This window comes from Lysinibacillus sp. FSL R5-0849, assembly GCF_038595075.1.
Lineage (GTDB): Bacteria > Bacillota > Bacilli > Bacillales_A > Planococcaceae > Lysinibacillus > Lysinibacillus fusiformis.
Genome location: NZ_CP152004.1, coordinates 3,693,243 through 3,713,586, shown reverse-complemented (window position 1 = coordinate 3,713,586; position 20,344 = coordinate 3,693,243). Strand labels below are relative to the sequence as shown.

General features: G+C 37.5%; 24 protein-coding genes and 1 pseudogene. 18 read left to right on the top strand and 7 right to left on the bottom strand.

The features are described from left to right. The first annotated feature begins 16 nt into the window (after positions 1–16). From MKY80_RS18385 to MKY80_RS18355, 7 genes are all read left to right on the top strand, one after another. Positions 17–1,381 (top strand): bifunctional UDP-sugar hydrolase/5'-nucleotidase, encoded by a 1,365-nt coding sequence (locus MKY80_RS18385; RefSeq protein ID WP_008178045.1) that lies wholly within the window; start codon positions 17–19, stop codon positions 1,379–1,381. A gap of 36 nt (positions 1,382–1,417) precedes the next feature. Further along, positions 1,418–2,527, top strand: coding sequence for an HD-GYP domain-containing protein (locus tag MKY80_RS18380; RefSeq protein ID WP_008178047.1), 1,110 nt, complete (start codon positions 1,418–1,420; stop codon positions 2,525–2,527). A gap of 23 nt (positions 2,528–2,550) precedes the next feature. Continuing rightward, the gene (gene yunB, locus MKY80_RS18375; RefSeq protein WP_008178049.1) at positions 2,551–3,348 is read left to right on the top strand and encodes a sporulation protein YunB; all 798 of its coding nucleotides are present in this window, start codon (positions 2,551–2,553) and stop codon (positions 3,346–3,348) included. A 106-nt stretch (positions 3,349–3,454) separates the two neighbouring features. Further along, positions 3,455–4,372 (top strand): lipoyl synthase, encoded by a 918-nt coding sequence (lipA, locus tag MKY80_RS18370; RefSeq protein WP_043990437.1) that lies wholly within the window; start codon positions 3,455–3,457, stop codon positions 4,370–4,372. Between the two features lie 32 nt (positions 4,373–4,404). Next, the gene (locus tag MKY80_RS18365) at positions 4,405–4,755 is read left to right on the top strand and encodes a YutD family protein (RefSeq protein ID WP_008178052.1); all 351 of its coding nucleotides are present in this window, start codon (positions 4,405–4,407) and stop codon (positions 4,753–4,755) included. 110 nt (positions 4,756–4,865) lie between these two features. Further along, positions 4,866–5,393 (top strand): HAD family hydrolase, encoded by a 528-nt coding sequence (locus MKY80_RS18360; RefSeq protein ID WP_008178054.1) that lies wholly within the window; start codon positions 4,866–4,868, stop codon positions 5,391–5,393. A gap of 50 nt (positions 5,394–5,443) precedes the next feature. After that, positions 5,444–5,638 carry a hypothetical protein gene (locus MKY80_RS18355; RefSeq protein WP_008178056.1) on the top strand — a complete coding sequence of 65 codons (195 nt, stop codon included), beginning with the start codon at positions 5,444–5,446 and terminating at the stop codon, positions 5,636–5,638. Positions 5,639–5,761: 123 nt separating this feature from the next. Here MKY80_RS18355 and MKY80_RS18350 read toward each other — a convergent pair whose 3' ends face one another. Beyond that, positions 5,762–6,028, bottom strand: a complete 267-nt coding sequence (locus MKY80_RS18350) for a DUF3055 domain-containing protein (RefSeq protein WP_008178058.1) — start codon at positions 6,026–6,028, stop codon at positions 5,762–5,764. Between the two features lie 88 nt (positions 6,029–6,116). Between MKY80_RS18350 and MKY80_RS18345 the strand changes: the two genes are divergently transcribed. Then, positions 6,117–6,569, top strand: coding sequence for a DUF86 domain-containing protein (locus MKY80_RS18345; protein WP_036119960.1), 453 nt, complete (start codon positions 6,117–6,119; stop codon positions 6,567–6,569). After that, complete coding sequence (locus tag MKY80_RS18340) at positions 6,566–7,318, top strand: TIGR01457 family HAD-type hydrolase (protein ID WP_008178063.1); 753 nt, start codon at positions 6,566–6,568, stop codon at positions 7,316–7,318. The genes MKY80_RS18345 and MKY80_RS18340 overlap by 4 nt, the downstream gene beginning before the upstream one ends. A gap of 80 nt (positions 7,319–7,398) precedes the next feature. Here MKY80_RS18340 and MKY80_RS18335 read toward each other — a convergent pair whose 3' ends face one another. Further along, positions 7,399–7,635, bottom strand: coding sequence for a YuzB family protein (locus MKY80_RS18335; RefSeq protein WP_008178065.1), 237 nt, complete (start codon positions 7,633–7,635; stop codon positions 7,399–7,401). Between the two features lie 269 nt (positions 7,636–7,904). Here MKY80_RS18335 and MKY80_RS18330 point away from each other — a divergent pair, with 269 nt between their 5' ends. Then, entirely contained in the window at positions 7,905–8,969 is a 1,065-nt protein-coding gene (locus tag MKY80_RS18330) for an NAD(P)/FAD-dependent oxidoreductase (protein ID WP_008178067.1), read from the top strand. A 46-nt stretch (positions 8,970–9,015) separates the two neighbouring features. On the opposite strand, the gene MKY80_RS18325 is transcribed toward MKY80_RS18330, so the two are convergent. After that, the gene (locus tag MKY80_RS18325; protein ID WP_008178069.1) at positions 9,016–9,351 is read right to left on the bottom strand and encodes a YuzD family protein; all 336 of its coding nucleotides are present in this window, start codon (positions 9,349–9,351) and stop codon (positions 9,016–9,018) included. Between the two features lie 84 nt (positions 9,352–9,435). On the opposite strand from MKY80_RS18325, the gene MKY80_RS18320 reads away from it, so the two are divergent. Further along, complete coding sequence (locus MKY80_RS18320) at positions 9,436–9,672, top strand: NifU family protein (RefSeq protein WP_004228295.1); 237 nt, start codon at positions 9,436–9,438, stop codon at positions 9,670–9,672. A gap of 47 nt (positions 9,673–9,719) precedes the next feature. Here MKY80_RS18320 and MKY80_RS18315 read toward each other — a convergent pair whose 3' ends face one another. Next, a complete protein-coding gene (locus tag MKY80_RS18315; protein ID WP_089986182.1) occupies positions 9,720–10,412 on the bottom strand; it encodes a DUF2225 domain-containing protein in 693 nt (230 codons plus the stop codon). Positions 10,413–10,598: 186 nt separating this feature from the next. Here MKY80_RS18315 and MKY80_RS18310 point away from each other — a divergent pair, with 186 nt between their 5' ends. After that, positions 10,599–10,973: an iron-sulfur cluster assembly accessory protein gene (locus tag MKY80_RS18310; protein ID WP_036127329.1), complete on the top strand. Its 375-nt coding sequence runs from the start codon at positions 10,599–10,601 to the stop codon at positions 10,971–10,973. 183 nt (positions 10,974–11,156) lie between these two features. Here the strand turns inward: MKY80_RS18310 and MKY80_RS18305 are convergent, their stop codons facing one another. After that, entirely contained in the window at positions 11,157–11,678 is a 522-nt protein-coding gene (locus tag MKY80_RS18305) for a GNAT family N-acetyltransferase (protein WP_008178077.1), read from the bottom strand. 155 nt (positions 11,679–11,833) lie between these two features. Beyond that, positions 11,834–12,385, bottom strand: coding sequence for a hypothetical protein (locus MKY80_RS18300; RefSeq protein ID WP_239355273.1), 552 nt, complete (start codon positions 12,383–12,385; stop codon positions 11,834–11,836). Positions 12,386–12,552: 167 nt separating this feature from the next. On the opposite strand from MKY80_RS18300, the gene MKY80_RS18295 reads away from it, so the two are divergent. From MKY80_RS18295 to MKY80_RS18275, 5 genes and pseudogenes are all read left to right on the top strand, one after another. Continuing rightward, positions 12,553–13,050, top strand: coding sequence for an NUDIX hydrolase (locus MKY80_RS18295; RefSeq protein WP_008178080.1), 498 nt, complete (start codon positions 12,553–12,555; stop codon positions 13,048–13,050). A gap of 24 nt (positions 13,051–13,074) precedes the next feature. Beyond that, positions 13,075–14,826, top strand: a pseudogene (locus MKY80_RS18290) (sensor histidine kinase). A gap of 6 nt (positions 14,827–14,832) precedes the next feature. Further along, on the top strand, positions 14,833–15,576 hold the full coding sequence (locus MKY80_RS18285; protein WP_008178082.1) for a LytTR family DNA-binding domain-containing protein: 744 nt from the start codon (positions 14,833–14,835) through the stop codon (positions 15,574–15,576). A 118-nt stretch (positions 15,577–15,694) separates the two neighbouring features. Further along, positions 15,695–17,488 carry a carbon starvation protein A gene (locus MKY80_RS18280; protein WP_008178083.1) on the top strand — a complete coding sequence of 598 codons (1,794 nt, stop codon included), beginning with the start codon at positions 15,695–15,697 and terminating at the stop codon, positions 17,486–17,488. A 201-nt stretch (positions 17,489–17,689) separates the two neighbouring features. Further along, complete coding sequence (locus MKY80_RS18275; RefSeq protein ID WP_004228336.1) at positions 17,690–18,019, top strand: YuiB family protein; 330 nt, start codon at positions 17,690–17,692, stop codon at positions 18,017–18,019. A gap of 97 nt (positions 18,020–18,116) precedes the next feature. Here MKY80_RS18275 and MKY80_RS18270 read toward each other — a convergent pair whose 3' ends face one another. Further along, a complete protein-coding gene (locus MKY80_RS18270; protein ID WP_008178086.1) occupies positions 18,117–18,599 on the bottom strand; it encodes a divergent PAP2 family protein in 483 nt (160 codons plus the stop codon). A 123-nt stretch (positions 18,600–18,722) separates the two neighbouring features. On the opposite strand from MKY80_RS18270, the gene MKY80_RS18265 reads away from it, so the two are divergent. Continuing rightward, positions 18,723–20,231 (top strand): leucyl aminopeptidase, encoded by a 1,509-nt coding sequence (locus MKY80_RS18265; protein ID WP_008178088.1) that lies wholly within the window; start codon positions 18,723–18,725, stop codon positions 20,229–20,231. Positions 20,232–20,344: the final 113 nt, after the last annotated feature.

Sequence of the window (20,344 nt, the reverse complement as noted above, 5' to 3'; positions counted from 1 at the left end):
AAATGAGGTGGCTTTAATGCTTGAAAAAATCCATATTTTTCACACAAATGATTTGCATAGTCATTTTAAGTATTGGCCACGAATGCAAAGCTATGTGAAAGAGGAGCGCAACAATCTAGCGAGAATAGGGGAAACGAGTTATTTGTTTGATGTGGGAGATCATTTAGATCGCTCTAATATTTATACTGAAGCGACAATTGGTAAGGGGAATGTACAATTACTGAACGAGGCAGAATATGATGTAGTGACAATTGGGAACAATGAGGGCATTACATTGTCTCATAATGAGCTTTTTCATTTATATGATGATGCAAATTTTGATGTCGTTGTAGGTAATATTGATGCGGTTAATGGGAGAAATCCAGCCTGGCTGAAGCCCTATGTGGTGCTTACAACAGAGAAGGGAACACAGCTAGGGATAATTGCAGCCACGGCTATGTTTGACGTGTATTATGAGGCGTTAAATTGGCAGTTGGTTGAAGCGCGTAGCACACTTCTTCGTTTAGCCCATCAACTACGTAAAGAGGTCGATATTGTTTTATGCCTCTCACATTTAGGGATAACCGAAGACGAGCTATTAGCGGAGGAATGTCCAGAAATTGATGTCATATTTGGTTCTCATACACATCATGTCTTGCCAGAAGGGAAACTTGTCAATGGTGTTTTATTGACAGGTGGCGGGAAATTTGGACAATATACAGGACATCTTGTTATCGAATATGATAAAAAAATGAGGAAAATTGTTGAAAAAAAGGATACTTTAATTCATAATAAGGACTTGCCAAATATCCAAAACGAACAGCAAATTGTACAATCCCTAGAGGATGAAGGAATTAGAATACTGGATACACCAGTATTTACGACCGAAAAATCTTATAATAAGGAATGGTTCCACTACTCACAGTTATCTGATTTATTTGCACATGCTATTTTAGAAAAAAGTGGTGCTGACTGTGCCTTGTTTAATGCAGGAATTTTTTTAGATGGCCTCCCAAAAGGAAATGTGACTGCATTAGATGTGCATCGGATTTTTCCACATCCTATTAATTTATGTACAATTGAATTATCCGTTACGGAAATAAAGGAAATTTATATGCAATCCAAAAATGAAGAATGGCCCTATATTGAATTAAAAGGATTAGGGTTTAGAGGTGTAATTTTTGGAAAAATGTTGACATATGGTTTTTCCATGAACGACAATCGTCAGTTATTAATTAATGGAAAGCTGGCAGATAATAATCACATTTATAAACTTGTAACTTTAGATTTGTTTACTTTTGGATATTTTTATCCAAGTTTCAAATATGCAAAGAAGCAATATATATTACCAGAATTTTTACGGAACATTATGATAGATTATGGTCAAAGTTTCTTTAAGTAATAGCGTTAGCTTAAAGAATAGATTGGGGAAGAAATCATGCGATTAATTTCAATCGATGTATTAAAAGAAGGAATGGTATTAGGCAGAACCATTTGGAATGAGGCGGGGCATCCGCTTTTAAAGAAGGATGTCATCATTAATGACCGCATTATTCAGAGACTTCAACAGTTAAATACACATTACCTATACATTGACGATGATATTTCGGAGGGCATTGAAGTAGAAGAAACTGTGCCACCTGCGATGCGAAATAAAGTCATTACAACAATTAAAGATTCATTTCAATCAATCGATGGTTTAAATTCAGTAAATGCCTCTTATATATTAGATCAACAATCAAAGACAATTGTCTCGATTGTAGATGAACTACTTTCTGCTGTTACTGGAAATGATGAAATATTAACGATATTAACAGATGCTTATTTATTTGATGAGTATTTATATCAACACTCCTTCCAAGTGACACTTTACTCGATAGCCATCGCCAAAGAGCTCGGCTACTCTGCTGAGGATTTACGGTTAGTAGGGATTGGTGCATTACTACATGATGTAGGTAAACTAATGGTACCAAAAGATATCCTAACAAAACCAGGTCGTCTAACTAATGAAGAATTTGAAGCGATGAAAATGCACGCCCGCTATGGCTTTGATTTATTACGCAATTTACATTCTATTTCATTGCTAGTGGCCCATTGCGCTTTTCAACATCATGAGCGTATTGATGGAAGTGGCTACCCACGAGGATTAGTTGATTTTGAAATTCACCCATTTGCCAAAATTATTGGCGTAGCCGATGTCTTTGACGCGGTTACAACGAATCGAGTATATCGTGAAAAAATGCTTCCTTCACAAGGACTAGCTATTGTAGAGGCAGGCTCCGGTACGCTATATGATGCTCGCATCGTAAAAGCGCTTAAAAGAGCTGTCGTTCATTATCCAAATGGTGTTATCTTAAAATTATCAGATGGTCGACGTGGCATTGTATCTAGACAAAACCCATTGGATGCAGCATTACCATGGATTCGTATTTTTGAGGAGCAAAATCAACTGCTCGCAGCTACATATGAAATTAATTTAGTGGACTATCCAAATGTTTTAATTGAAAATGTTGAGACGGATTATATGGTTCCTGCAAAGGTAGAATAAAATACTCCTCCTGTTCATACGTTATGGAACAGGAGGAGATTTTTTTGTTTTTCCCTCGAAAAAGGATGAAATTGCGCTCTTATAATAAACGGGGAATACGTCTTAATCGATTAACCATTTTAATTGTTAGTATGGTTGTTTGTCTTATATTATTTATTTATTATTTAAATGAACGGCTCATGCCCACCTATTTGCAATATGCAGAGGTACAAACTACAAAAATTGCATCATATGTAGTAAGTAAAGCCATTAACTCAAGAACCTCCAATGTATTAGATGTAAATGATATCATTGAAGATATTCCTCCAGGTAGTTCTGATATGATGACGACAAAGTTTAATACGGAAATTATTAATCGTGTACGAGCGGAGACATTAGAGCTTGTAAAAATGTATTTAGAGCAGGCAGAACAAGGAGAGCTATCACATTTGCCTGAATTAGATAATGTTGAATATGATATTAACAGAATTCAGGATGGCGATGGCATTGTCTTTTTTGTACCGCTCGGGCAAGCCGCGAATATTCCTTTGCTCGGAAATTTAGGACCAAAAATCCCTATACGATTCCATGTGATCGGAAATGTCCATAGTAATGTCACCTCATCCATTCAAGAATTTGGGATTAATAGTGCGTATGTAGAAGTGGGCATTCATTTAGAGGTAAATGTCCAAATTATTGTTCCGTTTGCAAGTAAATCCTCAACCGTTGCACAGGATATTCCTGTAGCTATGGGGTTAACTAGAGGTCCAGTCCCGAACATCTATACCAATAGTAGTGATGCGCCTCAACCATCCATTGAAATACCTGTGCCATTTAAATAGAAATGTTTACTGTGATAGTTGTTGGAGTTCATTTATTATGTTACATTGACAACAGTGAAGATAGTTAATATAAAAAATGCATATTTTTGATAGGGGCGATATCCGTATGACATCTTGTAAACCTACAAGTAAAGAAGAACATTTAAGAAAACCAGACTGGCTAAAAATAAAACTAAACACTAATGATGAATATAAAGGTCTTAAGAAGCTAATGCGTGAGAAAAATCTTCATACGGTTTGTGAAGAGGCTCGCTGTCCAAATATTCATGAATGCTGGGGAGAAAGACGTACAGCTACAATGATGATTCTTGGTTCGGTTTGTACACGTGCTTGTCGATTTTGTGCAGTAAAAACAGGGTTACCCAATGAATTAGACTTGGCAGAGCCAGAACGTGTTGCAGATTCAGTAGCAATTATGAACCTAAAGCACGTTGTCATTACTATGGTAGCGCGTGACGATTTAAAAGATGGCGGAGCGGAAGTATTAGCAGAAACAGTCCGTGCTATTCGCCGTAAAAGTCCTTTCACATCTGTTGAAGTATTACCATCCGATTTAGGTGGTATGAAGGAAAATCTTCAAATGTTAATGGATGCGAAGCCAGATATTCTAAATCATAATATTGAAACCGTGCGTCGTTTAACACCAAGAGTACGTGCTCGTGCAAAATACGAGCGATCTTTGGAGTTCCTTCGTCTAGCTAAAGAAATGCAACCAGATATTCCGACGAAATCATCTTTAATGATTGGTTTAGGAGAAACTCATGAAGAAATTTTAGAGGTAATGGATGATTTACGAGCAAATAATGTGGATATCATGACGATTGGTCAATATTTACAGCCTACGAAAAAGCATTTAGCAGTTAAAAAATATTATTCACCAATAGAGTTTGGGAAACTGCGAAAAATTGCTATGGAAAAAGGCTTTAAACATTGTGAAGCTGGCCCACTTGTACGTAGTAGTTACCATGCTGACGAACAAGTAAATGCTGCAACAAAAGAACGTCAGTTACAAGCAGAGCTTTAAGCGTCAAGGATGAACAAGAGGGTGGTGTCACTTTGATCATAGTTGAAGGATTGGAATATGAACTATTAAAAGATTTTCGTGAAGCCTTTCAGGAAGAAGTTTTTCAGGAAAGGTATTCCGATATATTGGCTAGATATGATTATATAGTAGGTGATTGGGGCTATAACCAATTACGTTTAAAGGGCTTTTTTGATGATAAAAATCAAAAGTCGACTTTTGATACGAAAATAAGTACGCTTCAAGATTATTTATACGAGTATTGCAATTTTGGCTGCGCTTATTTTGTTTTACGTAAAACAGGAAAAGTTATGAAACCGCCAGAGGTGTTGGATGCGAATGAAGTAACAGCGCAACCAAACGACCAAGAACCATTGGCAGAATAAAGGGAAGAAACTTGATGCGATATGCATCAAGTTTTTTTCTTTTTTTTATTAGCTTTTGTATGATTGGGGAATAATAAAGCTCAAAACAGCTAATTAAAGGTGAGATACAAATGAAAAGAGCCGTCTTTTTAGACCGTGATGGTGTAATCAATGAAGTATTAACAACACGCGTTAAATTTGTTAATAAGCCTAGAGATTTATACTTTTTACCACAAGTTCCAGAAGCCATTCGCAAATTAAATAAACACTTTGACTATATTTTTGTTGTGACAAATCAAGGGGGTGTTGGTTTAGGCTTTATGAGTGAAAGAGGCTTGCAAAAAATACATGAGCATATGGTCAAGGTGCTAAAGAAAAACGGTGCCATTATTCATGAAGTAGTTTATTGTCCACATAAGCCTAAGTCAGGCTGTGCCTGTAGAAAACCTAATAGTAAACTAATTATTGATTTAGGAAAAAAATATAATATTGATTTATCGAAATCCTATATGGTGGGTGATACGGATACAGATATTATAGCGGGAAAACAAGCAGGTACAAAGGGCGTGTTTTTAGGAGAGGATGACCCGTTAGCAGATGCAATTTTTCCTGATTTGATGAGCGCTGCTCGGTGGATAATAAAGGATGCAACAGCTTGAGAAAAGAAGCTACAAGAAGTATAAAACGTTGAAAAAAGGATAATTTATGAGTGGAGGTGATGATGTTGACGAAGGATAAGCGCAATAAAAAGCCCCTAGATCGTGAAGAATATGGATATGGTTTTGATATTAGTGTAGATGATTTAGGCGTGATTGGTCAAAATAACGAAGCGAAAAAGCAAAATAATAATGAAAATAAAGACAAGCCACATAATAAAGATAATCCATCCACGCTCAATAAATAATCGATCTTAAAAGATTTCGCAAAAGCCAACTGGTGAGCGGAATTTTTTTATCTTGATTGATTCACAAAAAATGCTCGTGCAATATAATAATGTCCTACAAAAAAACACCCTGTAAAAAGGGTGTTAGTTCAATAGCTCACGTAAATATTCTCGAAGTTCCTCGGTTTCGTCCTCTGTACGATTGTATACATGTTCTAAGTAGCCAGGCTCTTCTACATCATCAGGGCCAATAATCGCAAATCGACCAAATTGTATATCCATGACAAGCACTTTCCCAAAGAAGCGGCCAGATTGTAATATCGCTAAATCATAGCGCAGTTTTTTTCCTGCAAAGCTAACAAAGCGAGTTTTTGTATCTTCTACATCATCATATAAAAAAAAACGTTCCATCTTTTAATCTCCTTCCAGTCCTATAGTTATGGTACTATAGAAGAGAAAAGACTATCAACTTTTAAAGATTTGAATGGGGGCTTTCCTTGTGTATTTTGTAGATCGTAATAAAATCACAAAAAATTTACAGTACTTAGATGGGCTATTAGCCATTTTGGAGACAGAGAATAACTGGTCTCAAAATGATATAAAGAAATTAGCTATCGAGCGAATTGGTCACAACATTATGGAGTCAATGATGGATGTAGGAAATTTAATGATTGACGGTTTCATAATGCGCGACCCAGGAAGCTACGAGGATATTATTGATATATTAGTCGATGAAAAAGTCGTAGTTGCTGAAATGGAGGCACCATATAAAGCAGTTGTTGGCTTGCGTAAAATGCTAGTACGCGAGTTTATAGAGGTAGATATCGATGAAGTTGTCCACGTACTTACAGCCAATTTATCGGCATTAAAGCAATTTTCGCCTGCAGTCCATAGTTATTTAACAAATGAGCTAGGTCCAGTTTCTGCCTTTTTACCAGAGGATCATCAATGAGAGATTATAAGGCCTATTGCTTTGATTTAGACGGCACTGTTTATCGTGGAAAGGAAGGGATTTCTTCTGCTGTTGCTTTTATTCATCGCTTACAACAAGCAGGGATCGAGCCATTTTATGTCACAAATAACTCTTCTAAAACACGTGAACAACTGCAAGATGCTTTAATGTCTATAGGGATTAGTGCACCATTAGAACATATTTATTCAAGTGCGTCCGTCACAGCAAAGTATGTGGCACTCCATTATACAGGTAAAAAAGTAGCTATGATGGGGTCTGATGGTATTCGTCAGGCATTACTTGATGAAAATATTGTGCCTGTTGAAGATGAAGCGGATGTATTTGTCATGGGAATTGATCGAACACTTGATTATATGGCACTTGCTAGAGCGACAATATTTGTTCAAAAAGGAGCAGTCTTTATTGCCACAAATCAGGACATTAAGTTCCCGACAGAATATGGTTTCTTACCAGGAAATGGTTCTTTTGCTCGTTTAGTAGGAGAGGTTGCGGGCGTTGATCCTATTTATATAGGGAAGCCATCACCTGCTATCCTAGAAGTAATTGCGACAGAACATCATTTTTCTAAAGAAGACATGGTTATGATTGGTGATAATTATGATACGGACATCATGTGCGGAATTAATTTTGGCTGTGATACAATCCATGTGAATACGGGCGTTACACCCACAAAGGTTGTACAAGAGAAAGAACTTCAACCTACATATATAGTGGATGCGTTACAATAAATAAAAGGATGTTATGCAGATTTTTTAGCATAACATCCATTTTTTTTGTTCAAATTTATTCATATAGGCGTTTTAGCAAACTACCATAAAGGGTTTTCTTCAATAAACTGATAAATGGCTTTCGTTAACGCTTCTGGAGAATCAGCTTCTACTAATTCACCATTGACAATAGCATAAAAAGATTCTGAGCACTTTGTACAATAACTGAGGCAGCCATATTCCAAAACGTCGATATTCGGATCGCGTTCGAGTACTTCATAAGTTGCTTGAGAGCCATTTGCTAAATTACTAATACAAAATTCAACCATTGGATTCATTCATGTCACCTCACCAAAGTAATGCTACTCGGTTTTACGAATTTCGTCAATTATTTAAATTGAAGGTAAAGAAGTGTTTTTATATAAAATTTTAAGGGAAAACCGTTATTAATTGCTTAAAAATCTATGGAAATGAACATCTTTTCATTTATTTTGTGAAATCCTTCACAAATTTTCATTCTGATATTGTGAAACTTCTCACAATCGGTTATACTCGTTTGTGGATACTTTGTGAACAATTATTAAAAGAGATATTAAAGGAGAATATTATGGGTAAATTAGTACTTTTAGGTGGCGGCTATGGCAATATGCGTGTCATGCTTCGTCTATTAAATAGTCTGCCATTAGACAGAGAGGTAGTCATAATAGATAGAGCCCCTTTCCATAGTTTAAAAACTGAGTTTTATGCGTTAGCCGCTGGAACTGCTACAGATAAAGAAATTCGTGTAAGCTTCCCTGAGCATGAACGTTTAACGCCTGTATATGGAGAAATCACTGAAATTAATCGTGCGGAAAAAGTTGTCATTTTAGAAGATGGACAACGTATTGAATATGATGATTTAGTCGTTGGTCTTGGTTGCGAAGATAAATATCATGGTGTACCAGGTGCAGAGGAGTACACTTATAGCATTCAAACGATGGGACAATCACGTGCTACACTTCAAGCGCTATGTGGTTTACCAGCTGGGTCTACAGTCGGAATTGTAGGAGCTGGCTTAAGTGGTATCGAACTTGCAAGTGAGCTACGTGAAAGTCGATCTGATTTAAAAATTAAGCTATTTGACCGAGGTCCACGTATTCTAAAGGATTTCCCTGAGAAACTAAGTAAATATGTAAATGATTGGTTCGTGAAGCATAACGTTGATGTTATTGCCAATTCCAATATTACTAAAGTGGAGCCAGGTAAAATTTTCAATCATGAAGATGAAATTTTACTCGACAAGGTCGTATGGACAGCTGGCGTACAGCCTGTCAAAATCGTACGTGATATGGATGTGGAGAAGGATAAACAGGGTCGTCCACTAGTAACACAGTACTTTAATGTACTTGACGATGAACATGTATATATTGTTGGAGATTGTGCTTCCTCAGATTTACCTCCAACAGCACAGTTAGCAGAGGAACAAGCAGAGCTAATTGTTAAAGTACTTCGTATGCGCTGGAAGGGCGAACATTTACCTGAAAAAATGCCAGATATTAAATTAAAAGGTTTCATGGGTGCCCTTGGTAAAAAACAAGGCTTTGTCTATTTGGCAGATACAACAGTTACAGGTCGTATCGCTCGTTTAATGAAATCCGGATTATTATGGTATTACAAACGTCAAAATGATTAGTTAGTAAAAGGGATTGTTTCTATTTGAAACAATCCCTTGGCTTTAATTAAACTGTTATGTCTGGAACAAATCCTAAACCTTCAAGTGCAGTGAAAACCGGTTTCAACTGTACATAGCCTTCACCAACGACTTCATTATTAATGAGGACAAGAGGGTAGAAAAATTCATCTTCCTGAATACGTGTCGCATAGTCTTGATCACGTTCATTCTCAATTGGACCTTCGATATCGATATAACGAATATCATATGGTTGATCTGGATATTTTCGATCGATAGCTGCTTGTAACCACTCATATGTATCTTTGGAAGATGGAGCATTGACACAGCTAGCGCAAATTACAGCTGTTCCATAAATTTCAATCATAGGTTTAGTTGGTTGCATCGTATTTTCTCTCCTTGTGATTCAATATTGGATTTTTTCTGTTGCTAACATTATAATCATTATAAGGAAAGGAGTCGAGATAAAATGGCTGAAGCAACAATTAACGACCAAGTTCAAGAGGTATTAGATAAATTACGTCCGTTCTTACTACGTGACGGTGGAGACTGTGAATTAGTAGATGTTGAGGATGGCGTTGTAAAATTACGTTTATTAGGTGCTTGTGGCAGTTGCCCAAGTTCTACTATTACATTGAAAGCTGGTATCGAACGCGCATTATTAGAAGAAGTACCAGGTATTGTGGAAGTAGAGCAAGTATTCTAAGACATTTAAAAAGTTCTAGCTGAATCTCAGACTAGAACTTTTTTTATTTATAGGTGGCGCGTATGCTCTTTTCCTTCGCGGATGACAGCCCATTGCTCTTTTGCCATGTCCACAATTTTTGCCTCGCCACCGCTGCTTTGTTTTTCAATTACTCTAGAGAAGAAGCGTGTCGCATTTTCAATGTCTCCGATTCTTCTTGATAATTCGGCAATCATATACATAATACGTACAGCAGACATTTGTGTAGAACTGTAATCTTCTGTTGAATACGATTCCATATAATGATCACGCGCCAGTTTCATAAAGCGCTCCTCTTGCCCACTATTTTTGAGAGAACGGTAGAGCCAAGCAAGACGCAAAGCTAAACCAGCAATAGCGACATGTTTTTCTTTTTTTATCGTGCCGCAGAGGAAAGCCAATTTATACGCTTGTATCGCCTGAAAAACAGTACGTTCTCCCTTAAAATCATGATGCACCCATTTTTTTGTTATTTGTGTGTGAATCTCATCTTGAATACCTGGTGCAAAATATTTTGTAAAGTCCTCTGTAAATGAAAACCCACAATGCTCGCAAACGAAGACATTGTAATAAAGCGCATTCACATCATCCGTATAAATAGGGTGGAAATCGGTTTCGGTATGCTCTACTTTAATAAATTTGGAACGAACTTTTAACGTCGGAAAATCTTTTTTACAATTCAAACATTGAATTTGTTTTTCATAATACGGTGAAATATCCATATATATTACCCCCTACATAGAAGTCGTTGTAACTATTATACCAATGGTGCTAGTAGAAACATGAATAAAAATTCCTAAACATGTGAAAAATATGAGAACTCTCACTAAAATTTACCTTGAAGCTGAATGTTTGTCATACAATGGTCAAAATTGATATGATATTAGGTAAGAAGGAAGGTGATGGGGATGACAAGTACAAAGCAAGTTATTGAAATTACACAGGCTGCCGGCTTTCATATTAATGAAATGATGGAGCATAATGAAGAGCAAGGTTCTTTTTTACGTGTAGTAGTAAACGGTGGCGGCTGTAGTGGGCTATCCTATGGTATGCATTTTGATCAAGAGAAAAAAGAGGAAGACTTTGTAGATGTACAACATGGTTTAACAATTCTTGTTTCCCGTGAAGATGCGCCGATTTTGATGGGAACAAAAATTGACTATAAACAATCGCTAATGGGCGGTGGCTTCACAATCGATAATCCAAATGCCATTGCTTCATGTGGCTGCGGTACATCTTTCAAAACAGCAAAGCGTGAAGGTACACCTGAGATTTGTGAATAATTAAACGTGATATAAATGTAGAAGACAATCCTGATGGAATGTAAACATAATCTGAATTAGGTTGTGAATACAAGCCTTTTCGATTTGTATGTTTTGAAAACAACAAATGGAAGAGGCTTTTACTGTGTTTTGAAGTCTAAAAGGAAAGCCTTGTTTAGATCATAAACAAGGCACTCTAATAATTTAAAATTTATAATACCAAAAAATTGCTAGTTCATTTGCTGTTGGAAAGTTTGAATATAGCATCGTATCCACTGCACCTATTACAAATTGATTTTTAGCATAAAAATGACAAGCTGAAACATTGATATCTTGTGTTTCAAGCATGAGACCACAGCAGTTCCTTTCTTTGGCCCACTCAATGGCTTTATTTAGTAAGGCAGTACCAACGCCGTTTTTTCTATAATCTTTTGCGACAGCGATATCTTCAATAAGTGCATATCCGTTCCAGTTAGAGCACATCTTAATCTGCCCTACACAGCTGTTGTCAATATAATAAAAAAATACAGCTTTCTCGATATCTTCTATATAGCTAAGATCAATTTCATCCTCTTCATATTTTTTGAAGTAAGGCACAGAACATATTTCCTCTGTAAATGTCCAAACTTTATCTTTGTATGTCGGTATAATTTTCCCCGAGACTATAAAACCATCGTTTGATTTATTAAAATCCTTCATAGTAGACGGAGTCATTTTAATGATCATTTTACTCTCCCTTTCTGTATTCAACTATGTGGTTGAGGGGATGGCTTTTATTTTATGAAAAAATCTTCTCTGACGATTGCTGGATTATTGAAACAAAGTGAAAATAAGAAAAGTGCTTCTTTCGCTGGTGATGAAAGAAGCCTTTTAGCATGGAGTTAGTCAGACTTTTCACGCTCCATAAACTTTACTCCGTTTAAAACTGCTAGCTTAAAGATGGTCCTCTTTTCATCAAGACCAAATTGTCCATTTTCCTCAATGATAAATTGTTCATTGCTTTTAGTTTGAAAGTAATAGGTTCCAAACGTACCTATTTCATATTCATAGATAATCTCATTTAAATCTTGCCATTTATAAATAGTTTGATGGTGATACTGTTGAAAAACGATTTGATCCTTTTGTATGGCGCTATAGCTTAATAAAGAATAATAACCTAATACGATACTACTTAAGATGATGACGCATGCAAGGGTGTAGATGTTTGGATTCCTTTTTAATCCGAGTACGATGAAAACTACGAAGATCAAGCCTAAGGCTATTAATAGCATAATAAAGTTGCTCGGTGGTGTCATCAGGATGACATCCTGTCTATGAGCATAGAATGTCTGCGATATGGTTAGAGGCGTAGAAAAGGCTAAAAAAGGTGTGAGTATCGCTACGATAAGGGCTACTATAAAGTACTTTGCTCGTACTGATAGTGCATGTAACATACAATCTCCTTTCTTATAAAATGATTGGTACACTAAGTGTAACATATTTACAAATAAGGATTGTCTATGCATTCTTTTGAATTATTAAAATTGGTCTTAAAATTCTGAATAAAAGCTTCATTCCACTGAAAGCAAGCAGGTATAATAGAAATATAGAGGTGAAGGTTATGAGAAAAGATCGAGGGAAAATATGGCTGGGCGTATCGGGTGTTACAGTGAATGAGCTTGGGCAATGGTTAGTTGTGAAAAAAGCGTATAGCGGATTGAAAGGGCGTTGGTCATTGCCGGCAGGATTTGTTAACGCTGGTGAAACCGTGGATGAGGCGGTCATCCGTGAAATAAAAGAAGAAACAGGAATAGATTGCAGTGTATCAGGCTTAATTGGATTTCGTACAGGCGTTATCCGTGATGATATCAGTGATAATATGGCGATTTTTTATTGTCGTATGCTAGATGAACAGCAGCAGGTATGCATTCAGGAAAAAGAAATACTGGAAGCCAAATGGTTGTATCCACAGGAGCTCGCACAAGATGAAACTACCTCCGTTATGTTAAAAGAAATGGCATCCAATCAATTCGAAAACCATCAGCTAGATGCGATAGAGGGGATTAATCCTGGCGATATTTTTGGGTATACCTCGTATCGACTGTTCTTTAAAAAATGATATGACTTTGGGAGGGGACCTATGATGGAGCTATTTTTATTTATGTTAGAGCGCGTTGGGCTGATCATTGTGTTTGCCTTTTTAATGTCAAGGTGGAGGCTGTTTCGAGAGAAGCTGTTTCAGGAGCAAGGATCGAAGGAGAAAATATGGCTCATCATTGTCTTTAGTAGTTTATGTATTATTAGTAGTTATACAGGGATTAAAATTGAAAGCGGTACGATACACCCGTTAAATCAGATGATACATAGTACGATTAATGCTGAGGAGGCTATTGCCAATACGAGATTAATTGGTGTAGCGATTGCAGGCATTTTCGGTGGACCCCTTGTTGGTGTATGTGTTGGGATTATAGCAGGGATTCACCGTATGACACTAGGGGGCTTTACAGCGATCGCCTGTGGCATTTCGACGATTTTAGCAGGCTTTATGACCGGTGGATTAAGTAACCGTTTCAAAATACGTCAAACTTTTTCCTATAAGAAAGCTGTTATCATTGGAATTTGTGCAGAGACGATACAGATGTTGGTGATTTTAGTAGTTGCGAAGCCATTCGAGCAGGCTTTGCAGCTAGTAACATTAATTGCCATGCCAATGATCTTGATGAATGCCTTTGGAATCTTCTTATTTTTTATGATTATAAAAACATTTATTGATGAAGAAGAACGAACAAAGGCATTGCAAACACATCAAGCATTTTCAATTGCTCAACAAACGATTGAGCATTTCCGAAAAGGCTTGAATTAGGAATCCTGTCAGACGGTGGCTGAAATTATTAAAAGAGAAATTAGTGTAGAGGCGGTCGCCATTACGGATAAAAACGGTGTATTAGCCCATGTTGGCGTTGGGGAAGACCATCATTTAATTCATCGGGAAATTATGACGGCTTTGACGAAGCGAGTACTAGAGGAAGGGGAAATTTTAATGGCTACTTCGGCAAAGGAAATTCAATGTCCACATGATGATTGTCCTTTAAGCGCCGCCATTGTTTTGCCTTTAATGGTACAGCATCGCACGGTTGGAAGCCTAAAGCTGTATTTCACGAAGGCAGATTCATTAACAGGGGTGAAGAAGGAGCTTGCGGAGGGCTTAAGTAGACTATTCTCTTCACAGCTGGAATATGCTGAAATTGAACAACAGAGAAAGTTATTAAAGGATGCTGAAATTAAAGCGTTACAGGCACAGGTTCATCCTCATTTCTTCTTTAACAGCCTTAATACGATATCAAGCTTGATCCGTACAGATGCAGATGAGGCAAGAGCATTATTGATCAAGCTTAGTACATTTTTTAGAAGCAATTTACAAGGTGCACGGCAAATGCTTATTCCATTGAAAAATGAAATTGACCATGTTGAGGCTTATTTATCCATTGAGCAAACAAGATTTCCTAATCGTTACGAAGTTGAGTTTATTATGGATGAATCACTTTTCGATGTGCAGATTCCACCATTTACATTGCAGCCTCTTGTTGAAAATGCTATTTATCATGCGTTTAAAAATCGTAAGGAAGGCAAGATTTTTGTCAAAGTACAACGAGTGAACGATAAGCTAGTTTTGCTAACTGAAGATAACGGCTGTGGCATGAGAAAAGAGCAGGTAAAGCAGCTCGGTAAACGGATTATGCAATCGGAGCAAGGGACTGGAACGGCGTTGTGGAATATTTATCAGCGTATTCATGAAATTTATGGCTCAGACGCTGATTTTCATATAGTGAGTACATTGGATGTAGGAACAAAAATAATGATTCAACTGCCGTTAAAGGCGACTAGATGGGAGTAAAAGAGATTGAATGTATACATTGTGGATGATGAACCGTTGGCACGCGCTGAATTGCGCTATTTATTAGAGCAAACAGCGTTAGTAAATGTTTGTGGTGAATCTGAAAGTCTTAAGGATTTTTACAACACGACACAGTATGAACAGGTTGATTGTGTATTTTTAGATATTGAGTTAGGCATGAATAATGGACTTGATTTAGCAAAACAATTACTGTTGCATACAAAAAGACCCGAAATTATCTTTGCTACTGCCTTTGATGAATACGCATTACAGGCATTTGAGGTGAATGCCTTTGATTATATTCTGAAACCTTTTGAAGCACAACGAGTACAAGCTGCTGTAGAAAAGCTAGTAGCTAAAAAAAGAGCCGCACAGGCGAAAACGATGGAAGAAATAAAGATTTCACAGCTGGACAAGCTTGATAAATTAACGGTTTATGTCAACGATCGAATTCTATTAATGAAAATACAGGATATTTTATATTGTACATCGGAGGACAGTAAAACGGTGGTTGTCACAGAGCAAGGAAGGTTCTTTGCTTCGGAGTCATTGGCAGCATTAGAAAAGAAGCTAACATTAAAAGGATTTGTGCGTGTCCATCGTGCGTTTATCGTAAATTTAGAGCATATTGTGGAGCTAGAGCCTTGGAGTAGTTCTAAATATAATTTAATTTTGGATAACAGACATTCCATTCCTGTCAGTAGGCTCTATATGAAGGATGTGCGGAAAATTTTTGACCTGTCGAGGTAGTTGCATTTCAGCGGTAGAAACCTACGTTTCAACTTTTAATTCTGACATTTCAGTTAATTTTATGAATATCGTGGACATTCCTTTGCTATGATGTGGAAAAAGTAAAAGGGGTGTTTGCATGAATGCGATTACAATTGTGATAGGCTCTATTTGTATTTTAGTGATTAGCTATCGTTTGTATGGCATATTTTTTACAAAAAAGGTACTGAAAATAAAGGATGATACGCCCACGCCCGCCCACGCTTTGGAAGATGGTAAAGACTATGTTCCGACGAATAAATGGGTAACCTTTGGGCATCACTTTGCAGCCATCGCTGCTGCGGGGCCATTAGTAGGACCGATTTTAGCTGCACAGTTTGGTTATTTACCTGGCCTTCTATGGTTATTAATAGGGGCTGTCATTGGGGGAGCTGTCCATGATGCAGTCGTGTTATTTGCTTCTATGCGCCATGGTGGTAAGTCTTTATCCGAAGTGATGAAGGAAGAGCTCGGTCCGATTGCTGGCTTCTGTACAGGCCTTGCTATGCTGTTTATTATTACAATTACAATGGCAGGTCTTTCTATGGTAGTTTTAGGAGCTTTAGAACGCAATCCATGGGGGACGTTTGCAGTAGGGATCACCATTCCAATTGCTATGCTTGTGGGTATTGCTTATCGTAAAACAGGCAATTTACTTGTTACGTCTGCAGTTGGGTTTGTTTTATTAATGATAGGCGTATTTATTGGGCCGCTTATTCAAGGAACTGCATTTGGTGATTTTTTAACATTTGACCGTGATACATTAGCAATTATTTTACCTATCTATGCATTTTTTGCAGCGGCATTACCTGTGTGGCTATTATTAGCTCCACGTGATTATTTAAGTAGTTTCATGAAAATTGGGGTGTTCATCGCTTTAATTATCGGTGTCTTTTTCGTTAACCCAGCTATTCAGTTCCCACCATTTACAGAGTTTATTCATGGTGGAGGTCCGGTAATTGCAGGTCCTGTGTGGCCATTTGTATCCATTACGATTGCCTGTGGGGCTATTTCCGGCTTCCATGCCTTTGTAGGCTCAGGAACGACACCTAAAATGATTGACCGTTGGGAAGATATTCGAATCGTTGGCTTTGGAGCAATGTTAGTTGAGTCGTTAGTAGGTGTGATGGCGTTAATTGCAGCTACAGCCCTTCATCCAGCAGACTATTTTGCCATTAACTCAGCGCCAGCAGTTTTTGCTTCATTAGGAATGGAGCCTGTTCATTTACAAGCATTATCTCAAAGTATTGGAATGGACTTAGAGGGACGAACAGGAGGAGCCGTGACATTAGCCGTCGGAATGACGGATATTTTTACAGGTATTCCTTGGTTTGCGGAGTTATCCTCCTATTTCTATCAATTTGTCATTATGTTTGAGGCTGTCTTTATTCTAACAGCGATAGACGCAGGAACACGGGTGGCACGCTATTTAATTCAAGACTTTGGGGGCAATGTTTATAAGCCATTAAAGCGTACTAATTGGATACCAGGAACAATTTTCGCTAGTGCACTTGCTTGCTTTATGTGGGGTTATTTATTGTATTCAGGGGATATTAGCTCCATTTGGGTATTATTTGGTGTATCCAATCAGCTAATGGCGGCAATTGGTTTAGTATGTGGAGTGACGATGGTACTGAAGGTGGCAGATAAACGAATCTATGCACTAACTTGTTTTATCCCATTAACTTATTTATACATCACTGTGAATGTGGCTGGTTATTGGATGATTAAAAACGTTTATTGGAATCCAGCAGCTGCCGGCTTTAATATGTTAAACGGCATCTTATCCGTTATCATGCTGATGCTAGGACTACTCATCGTTATTTCAGCGTTTAAGAAATGGGCACAGCTATGGAAATCTCCAAAGTTCGTATTAACTCAATCAACTTCATAATGTAATAGAAGAAACTATTGGAGATAAGAAATGGTCTTCAATAGTTTTTTGGTATTTGCTAGGATAAAATATCCATGATCAATCACAATCACCGTAAATGATTTCATAAATATGTCGAACAAGCGAAAACAAGGATATGTTCATTGAAAGCGTTGTCGTAATCATGTAAACTAATGAGAGGAAAACGGAGGTTATACATACATGGATGGTCCAGTTTCATTAGTACAGTTAATCATTTCTATTTTGTTATTTTTCGTCATGTTCTTTGGTATCGGATTCTTATTAAACATGCTGTTACGTATGACGTGGTTAATGGCGATTGTATATCCAATTGTTGTGATCTTTATCGTGGATGAAGTAAGCTTCTTAGATTATATTTTCAAGCCAGGTTCTGCATTTCCAGCGTTAATCGATAAATTACAAGCCCTTCAGTTTGTAGATATTGCTATTTTATCAGGCGGCTTTGCAGGCTCCATCGTGGCAGGCATTGTGATGATTTATTTACGAAAAAGTGGATATCGCATGTTCTAATTTACTTAGTATTCTTCTTTCTATTGCATGAAAGAAGAGTACTTTTTTTATTCGATAAAAAACACATCCTCCATCATAAAAGGATGTGTCTTAGCTATCATATGAAAAATTCGTAGGTTATGATGGCGATAAAAATACCTGTGAGCGCCCCAAAAAATACTTCACTTCGTTTGTGTCCTAATAACGTTTTTAATTCCTCCATTTTCTCTTGCCCATCCATCTGAGGCCATTTTTTAAAATCATGAAGCAGTGTTTGGAAATCCTTACGCAATTGATTTAAAATCACAGCATGTTGCCCAGCTTGGTAACGTACACCACTTGCGTCGTACATAACAATAATGGAAAACATTGCGGCTACGGCAAAAATAGGGGATGCTAAACCCGTCTCATAAGCAATAGAGGTTGCCAGTCCAGTAACAGAAGCGGAGTGAGAGCTAGGCATTCCGCCTGTAGAAGTAAAGAGGCTCCATTTCACCTGTCTGGTCATTAGAAAATGGATGGGAATCTTGACAAACTGAGCAAAGATAACCGAAAAGAGGGCAATCAGTAATGGGGTATTTTGAAGTAAACTCAAATTCATCACAACCTTCGCAAATAATTGCTTTTATTATAACATTCATTATTTTCTAAAAGAAGATATAGGCAAATATTACGCGCTTTTCAGAAACTTCGTTATAATAGTAGATGGAATGGAGGAATTTACATGAATATTGTAAAAGAAGCAAAGACATTTGAAACAATTTCTACTGAATTATTAGTGGTGGGTGTCACTAAACACCGTGAGCAAATGCAGGATTGGGCAAGCTTTTCATCTTTTTATGGTGAATCACTTGATATGTGGGTTAGCGCGGGAGACGTTTCAACTGAGCTTAAGAAGCTAACGAAGCTGCCATTTGTGAAGGATCATGCCAATTTAAAACGTATTTTATTTGTAGGGCTAGATGAGCGTAAAAACCTAACAGAAGGGGATATTCGAGCAGCCTTTGGTTTAGTTGGGAAAGAGCTAAGAGCCTTAAAAGTAAAAGAGTATTCCATCTGGCTTGAATCATTTACAACAGAAACAATTTCAGTGACTGATGTAGCCTTCTTAGCGGGTGAAGGAACTGGTCTAGGCTATTATTCTATTCCTCATTACAAAACAACTTCAAACGAAGTGGATAAACGTATTGATGCTGTTCATCTAGTGACGACAGCAGGGGATTTAGACGAAGTTGTAGCTGGCTTTGAGGTCGGTGTCATTTATGCGGATGCAGTGAATGAGGCACGTAGCTTAATTAATTTACCACCGAATTTACTAACGGCAACTGATTTAGCAAACTATGCGGAATCTTTGGCAAGTGAATATGACTTTGAAGTAGAAATTCTAGGTAAAGCGCAATTAGAAGAATTGGGAATGGGCGGCATTTTAAGTGTCAACCAAGGCTCTTTCGAAGAACCTCGATTAATCACATTAAAATATAAAGCGTCTGATGATTTTGAAAATCCAATTGGTCTCGTTGGTAAAGGTGTAACATATGATACAGGTGGCTATTCCTTAAAACCAAAAGACTCAATGGTTGGGATGAAAGGCGATATGGGCGGTGCAGCAGCAGTGCTTGGTGCCATGAAAATTATCGGTGAATTACGTCCAAATAAAAATGTAGTGGCGGTTATCGGATCTACAGATAATATGGTATCTGACACAGCATTTAAACCAGATGATGTCATCACAACGTATAGTGGCAAAACAGTGGAAGTATTAAATACGGATGCAGAAGGACGTTTAGTTCTGGCAGATGCAACTACATATGCGAAGCAGCAAGGGGCTGCATCGCTAATTGATGTAGCCACTTTAACAGGAGGCGTCATTACTGCGCTAGGTATGGATAAAACAGGTGCTCTTTCTAATGATGATGAATTTTTTGCAGCATTTATGGAAGCAGCAGAGGAAACGGATGAATTTGTTTGGCGTATGCCTTTGACAGAGAATGATAAAAAGAGAATTCGTAAATCTGATGTGGCAGATTTAAACAACTCACCTGGTCGTGATGGACATATGATTTTTGGTGGGGGCTTTGTCGGAGAATTTGTTGGTGAAACACCTTGGATTCACCTTGATATTGCCGGAACATCCGATGCAGTAGCTGTCCATGATCTAGGTCCTAAAGGTGGTACAGGTGTGATGGTACGTACACTTGCTAATTTTGTCCAACGTTTAGGTGAAGAAAAATAATAGAATATTTTGATCAGCGGGATTGTCTTTCCGCTGATTTTTTGTATTTGCAGCACTTATCCCGATAGATTAGGCAATGTACATATGATAGATGCAACTTCCTTCATACGATA